Source organism: Streptomyces sp. TLI_105 (assembly GCF_900105415.1).
Lineage (GTDB): Bacteria > Actinomycetota > Actinomycetes > Streptomycetales > Streptomycetaceae > Streptomyces.
The window spans coordinates 7519297-7532127 of the sequence record NZ_FNSM01000001.1 but is presented as its reverse complement, the minus strand read 5'-3'; the positions used below and the strand labels follow the sequence as shown (position 1 = coordinate 7532127).

Below are 12831 nucleotides of genomic sequence, written 5' to 3'. Positions count from 1 at the left end.
CACGGGCGCCCTGGTGGACGGTCCGCAGATCGTACGGGGCGCCGGGCACGGGTGAGCGGCTCCGGTGGGGCCCGGCGGCCCTCAGGCGCGCCGCCGGTAGAGCACCTGGCGGGCGTCCCACTCCACGAAGGATTCCGCGTGCGCGAAGCCGAGGGCCTCCAGGAGCCGCCGCGAGGGGGCGTTCGCCTCCTGCGTGAGCGCGACCACGCTCGGCGTGCCCTCCAGGACCCGGGTGACGACCGCGCCGACGGCCTCGCGCGCGTACCCCTGTCCCCAGTGCTCGGGCAGGAACTGGTACGAGACCTCCGTCTCCCCGTTCCGTGCTCCGTCCTCCACCGTGACGAGGCCGAGCAGGACGCCGTCCTCGACCCGGACCACCGCGTGGAAACCGGGCGCCCCGACGATCCGCCGCTGCCGGATCCGGACGACGGAGTCGATGACGGGACCGCCGAGGTGGTGGCGCACCCGGGGGTCGGTCCACAGCCGCGTCACGGCCGGCACGTCGGCGCTCCGGACCGGCCGCAGGACCAGCCGCTCGGTGACGAGCGGCGGCCGCTCCCCCGGGGCGGAAGAGGAGACCGGGGGGGACGCCGGGGGCGGGACGGTGGACATGCCTCCATCATCGCAGCCCCGGCGACGCCCGCCGGCACGCCGGTCAGCGCGGCTCGCCGTCCACGGCGGCCGTCAGGGCTTCCTTGATCGGCTCCCAGTCCGGGGCCGTCGGCGTGAAGGACTCCTTCGCCGTCGCGATGTCCTTGTAGCCGCTGGAGGTGACCACGCACACCACCGGACCGTCGGTCTCGCGTGCCCCGTGGGCGCGGAGCGCGGCGAGCCCGGCGGCGGAGGACGTCTCGCACCAGATGCCCTGCGCCGCCAGCTCCGCTCGCGCGGCCGCCATCTGACCGTCGGTCACCGTCCGGGCCGCTCCCCCGGTCGTCCGTACGGCGAGGACGCCCCGGTAGCTGTTGACCTCGCAGTCGATGGCGTACGCGGCCGTCGGTCCGACGGGGACGCGGGCGACGGGCCGGCCGGTGCGCAGGGCCTCGGTGAGGGCTCCGGCCGCGGCGGGCTCGGCCGCGTACAGGCGGGGGACGGAGTCGGTGACGCCGAGCCGCGCGAGCTCCTGGAAGCCCTTGGCCACGCCGAAGAGCAACTCGCCGTAGCCCGTGGGGAGGTACACCTCCGCCGGTGCGCGCCCGAGGTCGAGCGCGAGCTCGTACGCGAGGGTCTTGTAGCCCTCGGGCCCGAAGGGGTGCCCGGTGTGCGCGGTGTCCGTGACGCTGCTGACGCTCTGGAAGCCGAGCTCGTCGACGATGCGGCGCATCAGGGGGCGTACCGACTCGTACGGGACGGTCAGCACGGTCGCCCCGTAGGCGCGGAGGTGGGAGGCGACGGCGGGCGGGGCGGACGGGGAGGTGAAGACGGCGCACGGGAGTCCGGCCCGGGCCGCGTAGGCCGCGGCCGCCGCGCCGTGGTTGCCGGACGAGGAGACGACGACGCCCCGTGCCCCCGAGGCGACGGCGGCGCTGACGGCGACCCGGTTGAGCCGGTCCTTGTGGCTCCAGGTGGGGTTGCGGGACTCGTCCTTGATCCAGACGCCGTCGGGGAGCTCGACCAGGGGCGTGCCGCCCTCGCCGAGACCGGGGGCGGCGAGGGGCGGCAGCAGGGGGGCCCACCGTTCGAGGCCGTGGGCGGCCGGGCGCGTGAACAGGTCGGCGGGGACCCGGTCGTAGGCGTAGTCGATGTCGAGGGGGTACGCGACGTCCTCGGTCGAGGTGACGGGGCAGCCACGGGTGAGCGGCGGCCACAGCGGGTGGCGTACGGACGGGTCGGCGAGCGAGCGCTGGGCGGTGGCGAGCGAGGTCACGGGCCGGTCCTTTCGGGGACGGGGGTCTCGGGCGGTCGTACGGGGTGCGCGAGGGGCCGGCGGCGCCGTACGGCGGCCCGTACGCCTCCTTCGCGTCGTACGGGCGCGTGCGAGGGGCCGGCCGCCGCTCGTTCCTGTCCGGCCTCGTCAGCCCATGCGGCGGGTGAGGGCGGCCAGTGCGCCGGGCCGGCGGCCCGGGACCCGTCGGCGGAGGTCGACCAGGGTGGGGCCGAGGGCGCGGGCCCGGTCGGGGTCGCCGATCTGCTCCCACTGGTGGTGGGCCCGGTCGACGGCCCCTTCGACGTCGGGGTCGTCCGTCCGCTGGCCCAGTCCGAGCCGGGCCTCGGCGGCGGCGAGCCAGAGTTCGCAGCTGCGGGCCGGTTCCCCGGCGAGGCGGGCGAGGTCGGCCCGTACCTCCGTCCAGTGCACGGCCTCCATCGACCGGGGCCCGTGGCGGCGCAGGGCCTCGTGCTCCCAGGCGGCCGCCACCGCCGCCGCCTCGCCGTGCCGCCCGGCCATGGCGGCGGCGAGGATCGCGGGGTGCGGGTCCTCCACGGCCACCGGCCCACCCGCACCGGCGGGCACGGACGCCGGAGGCGTCACGGGCAGGGGCGCGGGGCGGGTCACGGTCACGGGTGCGGGTACGGGCGCGGGGCGGGTCGCCGCCGGGGGTGCCGGGCGCGCCGCGGGAACGGGGGCCGGTCCCCCCGCCGGCACGGGTGCCGGTGGAGGTGCGAGCCCGGGTGTGAGGAAGACCGGTTCCGGCGCGGGTGCCACCGTCACCGCCCGCGCGGCGGCCTCCGCGTGTGCCGCGGCCGGAGTCAACCGGGCTCCGGAGCGCCAGAGTTCGGCCCGGGCACGCAGGTATCCGGGGGTCGTGGGCTCGCCCCTGCGCGGGGCGGGCACCACGCGCCCGTAGAGAAGGGGGCCGGGCCCCAGGTGCAGCAGTCCGGGCGCGGCGGTGAGGCGCTGCCAGACGTCCGGGTCGGCCGCGAGGTCCGCGACGACGGTCGTGGTGCCGGGCGGCCGTACGCCGAGTTCGGCGGCGAGCCAGTGCCAGGGCAGCGCGGTGTAGCGGAGGGTCGCCGGCGTGGTGCGGGCGAGGGCGAGGTGGGGCAGCTGCTGGCGGCGGTCGAGGTGGAGCTGGCCCGCGAGACAGACGACCAGGGGTCCGGGGCTCGCGGCCGCCGCGCGGAGGCGGGTGAGGACGGTCTGCGGGTCGAGCGGATCGGCGAGTTCGACGACCGTGGCGGCCGTGGTGCCGGTGAGGACCCCGGGCGGTACGGCGGCGAGCGCCGGCAGCACCGAAGCGGCGTCCATCGCGCGGCCCCGGCCGGCGGGCGCGGCCGCGAGCAGGACGGCGGTGCCGACCGTGCCCATGGCCGCCGCGCCCGCTTCCGTACGCATGCCCGAACCGCCCGCCGTCGTGCCCGGAGCGCCCGTCACGACACCGGCACCGGCGCTCGCGCCCGGACCGCTCGTCACGGCACCCGCGTCGGCACCGGTCCTCGCGCCCGATGCCCGAGCGCCGGGGGCAAGGCCGTCCGGCATCCCCGCCTCCGCCTCCGTACTCATGTCCGAACCGCCCGCGACCACCCCGCCCGTGACCGTCGTCCCCGCGCCCACCGTGCCGTTTCCGTCGTCGTTCACCACCCCAGCACCGTAACGGGTCGCGCCCTGTCCGATAATCGCCGGGCCTTTGGCATATGACAGAAGCACCACCGGATCGAGTGTTGCCAAATCCCTTACGGGCCGTCCCGGGCTGTGCGACAGTCGTCTACGGGCCTCCTTCCACACCTGGCCGCGCCGCGCCTGTATCGGAGTACGACATGCCGTCCCATCTGTTCGCGGACCGCCCCGCCCAGCCGCCGGAGCCGGGCGCGGTGGACGCGCTGATCTCACAGACCCGCCGCCTGCGCGGCGAGGTGGATGCCGTCCGCCGGGACGCCGTGGCGGACGAGGACGATCCCCAGCAGCGGTGGCAGCGGGCCCTGTGCGACCTGGCGGTGCACCAACTCGACGACCTGGGCGCCCACTTGGGCCAGCTCCGGGCCGGAGTCCCGGCGAGCGCGGTGCCGGAGGACGAGACCGGGGACGTCGACGCCGTCGTCGACACCGCGCTCGCGACCGCCCCCGGCACGGCGTACGGCGTGGCCGCCCCGCCCCGGACCGGCTCGCTGCTCTCCCGGGTCGGCAGCGCCGAGTGGAACCTGCTCACCGACGAGGTCAGCTGGTCCGAGGAGCTGTTCCAGATCTTCGGACGACCCCCCGAGAGCGGCCCGATGTCGCTCGACGAGATGCCCACGATGGTCTTCGCCGAGGACCAGCCCGTCCTGCAGGGCATGGTGACGGACTGTCTGATCGACGGGAAGCCGATCGACGGCGAGTTCCGGATCGTACGGACCGACGGCCGGGTGCGCACGGTGCACATGACCGGCGAACCCGTGCTCGACACCGACGGCTGCACCGCCTCCATGTGGGCCGTCCTGCGCGACGTCAGCGAGCTGCGGCGCAGCGAGCGGGCGGTCCGCGAGAGCCGGGACAGCCTGGAGCGCAGCCGCCACATCGAGATCACCGAGCGGCGGGTCGCCGTCGAACTGCAGGAGGCGGTCCTCCCGCCGTGGCGCGGCTCGCTCCGCTTCGCCCACGACGGCCCCGCCCCCCTCGACGTGGCCGCGCACTACCTGCCCGCCGCCAGCACCCGTCTGATCGGCGGCGACTGGTACGACGCGCTCGCCCTGCCCGACGGGGACGCGCTGCTGACCGTCGGCGACCTGACGGGCCACGGGGTCGCCGCGACCTCCTCCATGGCCATGCTCCTCGGCGCGCTGCGCGGCATGGCCGTCGCCGGCATCCGGCCCGCCGCGCTGATGGGCCACCTCAACCAGCTCCTGGAGACCTCCGTACAGCCCGCGCTCGGCAGCGCGATGTGCTGCCGCTACGACCCGGTGGCCCAGACCCTGGCCTGGGCGCAGGCCGGCCACCCCGCCCCGCTGCTCTTCCGCGGCGGGACGGGACACGCGCTCCGACGGCCCGAGGGCATGCTGCTCGGGGCGACGACCGGCGCCGTGTACGGCGAGGCCGAGACCCGGCTGCTCCCGGGCGACCTGCTGGTCCTGCACACCGACGGGCTGACCCGCGGCGGTCACCCGGACGACGACACGGGCACGCGACGGCTGCTCGCCCTCGGCCCCCGGCTCGCGGAGGCACGGGACGCGCAGGACGGCGTGCGCGCCGTGGTGGAGGAGTTCGGCGAGGAGCCGCGCGAGGACGACGCCTGCGTGATGGTGGTCCGGGTCGCCCGCCGGAGCTGAGACCGCCCGCGCCGGAACTGGACCCACCCGCTGACGGGCCCTCCCGGCCCTCCCCGTCCCACCCGCTGACGAGCCTTTCCCGAGCCTCCCCGTCCCACCCGGTGACGAGCCTCTCCTGAGCCTTCCCGACCCGCGGGACGGGAAGGCTCAGGCCTGCCCGACCCTGGGGCGGTTGACGGGCGACCTGGGGAGGGCCAGTTCGATCTCCTCGCGCAGGGTCTCGATGCTCGAGTAGCCCGCGTACTGGCCGGTGAGCCGGTACATCTCCCGCAGCCGGTCCCAGGTCCGGTGGGACGAGGTGTCCCCCATGGACATGAGGGCGAGCCGGGCGTACCGGTCGGCCTGCTCCGGGTCGTCCGCGATGAAGCAGGCCGAGGCGAGCGAGATGTGGTCGAAGAGCTTCGAGCGGTCGTGCCCGCCGTGCCTCAGTTCGATGGCCAGCTTGGCGTGGCGCTGCGCGGGGATCGCCGCGGCCGGATCGTGCTCGGCGAGGGTGCGGTAGGCGAGGGCCTGCATGCCGTGCATGTCGGCCTCGTCGAAGTTCTGCATCCAGTCCGGCTTCTCCTCTCCCGTGTCGGAGACGAAGAGGTCCTCGGCCTCGCCGAGGGTTCGCCGCATGGCCTGTCCCCGCCCCATGGAGGCCTGCGCCCAGGCCTCGATGGTGTGGAACATGGCCTGGGTGCGGGGCAGCACCCGCTCGCCCGAGCCCACCTTGGCGAGCTTCATCAGATCGAGGGCGTCGTCGGGCCGGCCCAGGTGCACCATCTGGCGGGCGGCCCGGGACAGCGCCTCGCCGGCCCGGGGCCGGTCGCCGCCCTCCCGGGCCGCGTGGGCGGCGATGACGAAGTACTTCTGCGCCGTCGGTTCGAGGCCTACGTCGTGGGACATCCAGCCGGCGAGGACGGCGAGGTTGGCGGCGACGCCCCACAGGCGCCGCTGGAGGTGGTCGGCATGGCGGTAGGCGAGCATGCCGCCCACCTCGTTGAGCTGGCCCACGACCGCCTTGCGCTGGAGGCCGCCGCCCCGGGAGGCGTCCCAGGCGCGGAACACCACCACGGAGTGCTCCAGGGCCTCGATCTCCTCCGACCCGATGGGGGCGGCCTCGTAGCGGTCGAACCCGGCGGGGTCGGCGTGGAGGGGATCGGTGGCCCGCTGGGCGACGCCCTTGCGTGCGGGGTCGGTCTGCAGCCAGTCGTGCATGGCGTTGCTGAGTACGGAGCCGGCGGCAAGCGCGGCACCCGCGCCCACCAGGCCGCGTCGGTTGAGCATGAGGTCCATTCCCGTGAATTCGGTGAGGACCGCCGCCGCACGATCGGGGGGCCAGGGCAGCCCGTCAGGGTTCTCCGTCTTCCTGACGTCCTGCTTCTTTCCGGCACGCCCGTGTCGTACGAACCCGAGGTCCTCGATGGTCACGACACGGCCGAGTCGCTCGGTGAACAGTGCTGCCAGCACCCGGGGGACGGGATCGCGCGGGGTCTCGCCCCGATCGATCCACCGCCGCACCCGCGAGGTGTCGGTCGCCAGCTGGGGGTGGCCCATGGCCGCCGCCTGCCGGTTGACGAGCCTCGCGAGTTCGCCCTTGGACCAGCCGGCCAGGCCGAACAGGTCTGCCAGGCGGGTGTTGGTTTGTCCGGTCACGTCTAAGCCCCCAGGTTCTCGGCTGAGTTGACAGTAACCCCCTGTCATAGGCCTGGCGACAATTCGCCAGGGTTCGCCAGGGTGCGCTGGATGTTCCGCCACCCGCACGCGGGTGTCAGGTAGGAACGCGCCACCCCGCCCCGCCGACCGGCCCTCATTCCCCAGGGTGCGGACCGGGGGCGGGCGGGGCGACGCACGCAACTCGTCGGCGCACGAAGGGATCTGTCACCTCCATGTACACAGCATCGTCCTCCGTGTCCGCCCCGCCCCGGCCGCAGCACCGCATCGTCCCGGCAGGCGCCGGACCGTACCTGGCCCCCGCGCCCCAGGCCGTCAGGCCGAGGCGCTGGGCGACCGGCACCGGTGCCCAGCCGGTCAGCGGGAGAATCGACCTGTCCGGCCCCCAGGGGGCGCAGCTGAAGATGGCGATCGCGTCCGTCCACCGGATCTGTCCGGAGTTCAACCCGGTGCAGGTGCTGCGGCGCAGCGGCCGTTCCGTACTGATCGTCGGGACGACCGGGCGGACGACGGTGGTCGCGAAGTGTTTACTGGACCACTCCCCCGCCTGGGTCGAGCGGTTCCGGCACGAGATAGCGTCCTACCGCTCCTTCGTCCGTCACCGTCCTCCGGTGCGGGCGCCGCGGCTGATCGCCGCGGATCCGGAGAACTGCACGCTGGTGATCGAGCGGATGCCCGGGCGCGCGGCGGCGCTCTCGCGCCACCCCGTCGAGGCCCCGCCGCGGGCCGACGTGCGGGCCGCGCTCGGTGCGATCGCCCGGCTCAACGCCTGGCGGCCGCCGGCCGGGACCTTCGACGCGCCGCTGGAATACGGCGCCCGGATCGCCCGCTACCACGAGCTCGGGCTCTTCACGGACCGGGACCGGGACGACCTGCAGAAGCTGCTGCACGGTCTGGCGCACGCGGGCGGCCGTCAGGGCATGGGCCAGTTCTGTCACGGTGACGCCCTGCTGTCCAACATCCTGCTCTCCCCCGCCGGGCCGGTGCTCGTCGACTGGGAGCACGCGGGCTGGTACCTGCCCGGCTACGACCTGGCGACCCTGTGGGCGGTGCTCGGTGACGCGCCGCTGGCCCGGCGCCAGATCAGCCAGCTCGCCCAGCAGGCGGGCCCGGCCTCCCGGGACGCCTTCCTGGTGAACCTGATGATCGTGCTGACGCGGGAGATCCGTACCTACGAGACGGCGGTGCAGCGCACCATGAAGGAGGCCCCGCCGGCCGGTTCGGTGCCGGTGCCCTCGGGGGCGCTCGCGCCCGGCGAGGAACAGCGGCTGCTGCTGAGGCGGCTGCACGACGACTGCGCCATGGCACGGCGGGCCGTGCGCGCGGCGGTCGGGACGCGCTGAAGGGCGGGTCCGGCCGACCACACGGGGGCGGTGCGCCGTGAGCCCGGTGCCGACACACCGGGACGCGGCGCACCGGCTTGTACGCGCCCCTCCATTGGTCCACTCCAGTGACGCGTCCCAGGCCCGGGACCCGTCTCGGCGAAACTCCGCCGTATGGCCTCCATTCCCGCTCTGACGTGGGAACTTCCTTTTGTGCGGGTGTGATTGACGGAACGTCCGGGAGCCGATACCCCTGTACGGGTTCGGCCCCGCACGCCCCCGTGTCACCCCCGCCTCTGGAGGCTGCCTTGCTCCGTTCCGCGTCGCGCAGACGTCCTTCGCCGATCCGTGTGCCGGGGGCGGTGGGCGCCCTGGCGTCCGCCGCCCTGCTGCTTCCCCTGCTGTCCGCCGCCCCGCCCGCCGGCGCCGACGTGCCCGAGGCGGGTGTCCTGCAGGGGCAGTTCGCGCGGGCGGCCGAGCGTCAGGGCGTGCCCGAGAGCGTGCTGCTCGCCGTCTCGTACCTGCAGTCGCGGTGGGACACCCACGGCGGTGCGCCCAGTGTGACCGGCGGCTACGGGCCGATGCACCTGACGGACGCGGCGACGGCCCTGGCCCGGACCGCCCCGCACCACTCGGAGGAGGGGGAGGACGCCCGGGGCGACTCCTCCCGCCCGGCCCGCACGGGCGGCGACGTCCCGGTGCCCGCGCCCGAGGCGCTGCCCGAGTGGCTGCGGACCCTGGAGCGGGCGTCGGCGCTGTCCGGGATCCCGGCGGAGGAGCTGCGCACGGTGCCGGCCGCGAACATCGAGGGCGGGGCGGCGCTGCTCGCGGCGGCGCAGCGCGAGGCCGGTCTTCCGGCGAGCGCGGACCCGGCCGACTGGTACGGGGCGGTGGCGCGGTACTCCGGTGCGGACGACTCGGCGACGGCGGCGGCGTACGCGAACGACGTGTTCGACGTGATCCGGACCGGGGAGACGCGGACGACGGACAGCGGGCAGGTGGTGACGCTGTCGGCCGACCCGGCGGTGACGCCCGCCACCGGTCAGGTGTCGGCCCTGGGTCTGCGGCGGCCGGCCGCCGGGCCCGTGGAGTGCCCGGCCTCGGTGGCCTGCGAGTGGGTCCCCGCGCCGTACGAGGAGTTCGGCGACGGCGACTACGGCAACCACGACAAGGCGAACCGGCCGGCCTCCCAGTCGATCGACTACATCGTGATCCACGACACCGAGGCGGACTGGAAGACCACCCTGAAGCTGGTGCAGGACCCGACGTACGTGTCCTGGCAGTACTCGCTGCGCTCCTCCGACGGGCACATCGCCCAGCACGTGCCGCTGAAGGACGTGGCCTGGCACGCGGGGAACTGGTTCGTGAACGCCAAGTCGGTGGGTCTGGAGCACGAGGGCTTCCTGACCTCGCCGGACTCCTGGTACACGGAGGCGATGTACCGGTCGTCGGCGCGCCTGGTGCGGTACATCGCCGCGCGGTACGACATCCCGCTGGACCGGCAGCACGTCCTGGGTCACGACAACGTGCCGGGCACGACGGCGTCCACGATCAAGAACATGCACACGGACCCGGGGCCGTACTGGGACTGGGCGCACTACTTCCGGCTGCTCGGCCGTCCGATCACCCCGAGCGCCGGTCCGCACGCGGGCGTGGTGACGATCCGGCCCGACTACGAGTCCCACCGGCCGGTCTACACGGGCTGTGTGACGGCGGGACAGGCGTGTGTGCCGCACGGCAGCGGGGCGGTGCGCCTGCACACCGCGCCGAGCGCCGACGCGCCCCTGGTGAAGGACATCGGTCTGCGACCGGGCGGGCAGGCCTCCACCACGGGCGTCAACGACACCGGGGCGCGGGCCTCGACCGGGCAGAGCTTCGCGGTGGCGGAGCGGCGGGGGGACTGGACGGCGGTCTGGTACCTCGGGCAGAAGGCGTGGTTCCTCAACCCGGTGGAGGAGCCGACGGCGGTGAACGCGCGCGGTCAGGTCCTGACGCCCCGGGAGGGTCTGGCGGAGGTGCCGGTGTACGGGCGGGCGTATCCGGAGGCCCCGGCCTATCCGGCGGGCGTGCCGGTGCAGTCGGTGTCGCCGCTGCCGTACCGGTTGCTCGCGGGTCAGCGGTACGTGGTGGGGGGCAGCACCCCGGGCGAGTACTACTTCGCGCCGGTGTTCGATCCGAGCGGGCACACCGTGGTCCGGGGTCAGGAGGAGTACTACCAGATCCAGTTCGGCCACCGGGTGGCCTTTGTGAAGGCCGCTGACGTGCGGGTTTCCCAGGGCTGACGGAGGTCTGGCCGAAAGGCGCGGGGTGGTGCCGGCAGTGGGGTCCGGCACCACCCCTTCGGCGTTCATATGACTATTCGGGAGATCGCGTGCGCCGTCCGGGCGACGGGTAAGGCTGGGCCGGTCACCGCCCCAGCTCACCGGAAGGCCCCCCAGCACATGCCTCAGCCCTTCGTTATGCCGGATTTCTATGTTCCGTATCCGGCACGGCTCAATCCCCACCTGGAGGCCGCCCGCACGCACACGCGTGACTGGGCGCGGGAGATGGGGATGCTGGAGGGCTCGGGGGTCTGGGAGGAGCACGACCTCGCCTCCCACGACTACGCGCTGCTCTGCTCGTACACCCACCCCGACTGCGACGAGGAGGCGCTGGACCTCGTCACCGACTGGTACACCTGGGTCTTCTTCTTCGACGACCACTTCCTGGAGGTCTTCAAGCGCCCCCAGGACCGGTCCGGCAGCAAGGCGTACCTCGACCGGCTCCCGCTGTTCATGCCGGCGGACCCGGCGACCGGCATGCCCGAGCCGACCAACCCCGTCGAGGCGGGTCTCGCCGACCTCTGGCGGCGGACGGTCCCGTCGATGTCCGACGGCTGGCGGGTGCGGTTCGCGGAGGCGACGGAGCACCTGCTGTACGAGTCCCTGTGGGAGCTCGACAACATCAACGACGGCCGGGTCGCCAACCCCCTGGAGTACATCGAGATGCGCCGCAAGGTGGGCGGCGCGCCCTGGTCGGCCGGTCTCGTGGAGTACGCGGCGGGGGCCGAGGTCCCCGCCCAGGTGGCGTACTCCCGGCCGCTGCGGGTGCTCAGGGACGCCTTCTCGGACGCCGTGCACCTGCGCAACGACCTCTTCTCGTACCAGCGCGAGGTGGAGGAGGAGGGCGAGAACAGCAACGGCGTCCTCGTCCTGGAGCGGTTCCTCGGCTGCACGACCCAGGAGGCGGCGAACGCCGTCAACGACCTGCTGACCTCGCGGGTCCAGCAGTTCGAGAACACCGCGCTCACCGAAGTGCCGCTGCTCGCCGCCGAGAAGGGGCTGAGCCCGCAGGAGTGCGCGGCGGTCGCGGCGTACGCGAAGGGGCTCCAGGACTGGCAGTCCGGCGGTCACGAGTGGCACATGCGCTCCAGCCGCTACATGAACGAGGGCATGGTCGGCGGACCCTCGCACCTGGACGGGATCATCGGCACCTCCGCGCTCGACGTCCGGACCCTGTTCGGACGGCCGGCGGCGGCCCGGCACCGGGCGTTCACCCATGCGCCGCACCAGCACGTGGGGCCCTCGCTGCTGCCCGCGTTCGACCTGCCGTACCCGCTGACGATCAACCCCCACCACCGGGCGGCACGGCGGCACACGGTGGACTGGGCGGAGCGGATGGGGCTCCTGGACGACCTGTGGGACCGGCCGATGGCGGAGGGCTTCGACCTCGCGCTGTGCTCGGCGGGGCTCGATCCGGACGCGTCCCTGGAAGACCTGGAGCTCAGCGCCGACTGGCTGACCTGGGGAACCTACGCGGACGACTACTACCCGGCCGTCTTCGGACGGGCGGGCGGTCTGGCCGGCGCGAAGGAGCAGACCGACCGGCTCAAGGCCTGCATGCCGCTCGACGAGCCCGCGGCCGGCGCGGCGCACGCGGTGAACCCCCTGGAGCGTTCGCTCGCCGACGTCTGGGAGCGGACCGCCGCCACGATGGCGCCCTCGGCGCTGGCGCAGCTGCGGGTCTCGCTCGACGTGATGCTCGACAGCTGGATGTGGGAGATGCACAACGTGGTGCAGCACCGGGTGCCCGACCCGGTCGACTACGTCGAGATGCGCCGCAGCACCTTCGGCTCCGAGCTGACCATGCTGCTGTGCCGGCTGCGGCAGGACACGACGCTGCCGCCGGAGCTGTTCCGGTCGGGGACGGTGCGCAGCCTGGAGAACTCGGTCATGGACTACGGGGCGCTCGTCAACGACCTCTTCTCGTACCAGAAGGAGATCGAGGTCGAGGGCGAGGTGCACAACGGCGTTCTGGTGCTCCAGAAGTTCTTCGACTGCGACTACCCGACCGCGGTGTCGATGGTCGACGACCTGATGCGGGGGCGGCTGCGCCAGTACGAGAACCTGAAGCAGCGTGAGGTCCCCCTGCTGTACGAGGAGTTCGGGCTCGACGCGGCGGGGCGGGAGGCCTTCCAGGCGTATCTGCGGGAGCTGGAGGACTGGCTCGCGGGCGTCCTCAACTGGCACCGGAAGGTGCGGCGTTACGGCGCGGAGGACGTGCGGGCGGGCAGCGGCAGCGCTCTGCTGCGGCGCGGGCCGACGGGTCTCGGCACCTCGGCGGCGCGGATCTCGGAGCTGCTCGGCACGGGCTCCCGCTGACGTACGCCGAAGGCCTCCGGGAGGATTCCCGG

8 protein-coding genes are annotated in these 12831 nt (G+C 74.1%); 4 read left to right on the top strand and 4 right to left on the bottom strand.

The features are described from left to right. Window positions 1-81: 81 nt before the first annotated feature. The 3 genes from BLW86_RS34295 to BLW86_RS34285 form a co-directional block, all read right to left on the bottom strand. Complete coding sequence (locus BLW86_RS34295; RefSeq protein WP_093877619.1) at window positions 82-612, bottom strand: GNAT family N-acetyltransferase; 531 nt, start codon at window positions 610-612, stop codon at window positions 82-84. 43 nt (window positions 613-655) lie between these two features. Then, entirely contained in the window at window positions 656-1867 is a 1212-nt protein-coding gene (locus BLW86_RS34290; RefSeq protein WP_093877618.1) for a threonine synthase, read from the bottom strand. Between the two features lie 147 nt (window positions 1868-2014). Next, the gene (locus tag BLW86_RS34285; RefSeq protein WP_093879025.1) at window positions 2015-3274 is read right to left on the bottom strand and encodes a hypothetical protein; all 1260 of its coding nucleotides are present in this window, start codon (window positions 3272-3274) and stop codon (window positions 2015-2017) included. Window positions 3275-3696: 422 nt separating this feature from the next. On the opposite strand from BLW86_RS34285, the gene BLW86_RS34280 reads away from it, so the two are divergent. Further along, window positions 3697-5181 (top strand): PP2C family protein-serine/threonine phosphatase, encoded by a 1485-nt coding sequence (locus BLW86_RS34280; RefSeq protein WP_093877617.1) that lies wholly within the window; start codon window positions 3697-3699, stop codon window positions 5179-5181. A gap of 147 nt (window positions 5182-5328) precedes the next feature. Here the strand turns inward: BLW86_RS34280 and BLW86_RS34275 are convergent, their stop codons facing one another. Then, window positions 5329-6819 carry a DNA-binding protein NsdB gene (locus BLW86_RS34275; RefSeq protein WP_030688994.1) on the bottom strand — a complete coding sequence of 497 codons (1491 nt, stop codon included), beginning with the start codon at window positions 6817-6819 and terminating at the stop codon, window positions 5329-5331. A 233-nt stretch (window positions 6820-7052) separates the two neighbouring features. On the opposite strand from BLW86_RS34275, the gene BLW86_RS34270 reads away from it, so the two are divergent. The 3 genes from BLW86_RS34270 (at window position 7053) to BLW86_RS34260 (ending at window position 12799) form a co-directional block, all read left to right on the top strand. Beyond that, the gene (locus tag BLW86_RS34270; protein ID WP_093877616.1) at window positions 7053-8180 is read left to right on the top strand and encodes an aminoglycoside phosphotransferase family protein; all 1128 of its coding nucleotides are present in this window, start codon (window positions 7053-7055) and stop codon (window positions 8178-8180) included. A 329-nt stretch (window positions 8181-8509) separates the two neighbouring features. Beyond that, on the top strand, window positions 8510-10441 hold the full coding sequence (locus BLW86_RS34265; protein WP_256341517.1) for an N-acetylmuramoyl-L-alanine amidase: 1932 nt from the start codon (window positions 8510-8512) through the stop codon (window positions 10439-10441). A 159-nt stretch (window positions 10442-10600) separates the two neighbouring features. Next, complete coding sequence (locus BLW86_RS34260; protein ID WP_093877614.1) at window positions 10601-12799, top strand: terpene synthase family protein; 2199 nt, start codon at window positions 10601-10603, stop codon at window positions 12797-12799. Window positions 12800-12831 lie beyond the last annotated feature (32 nt).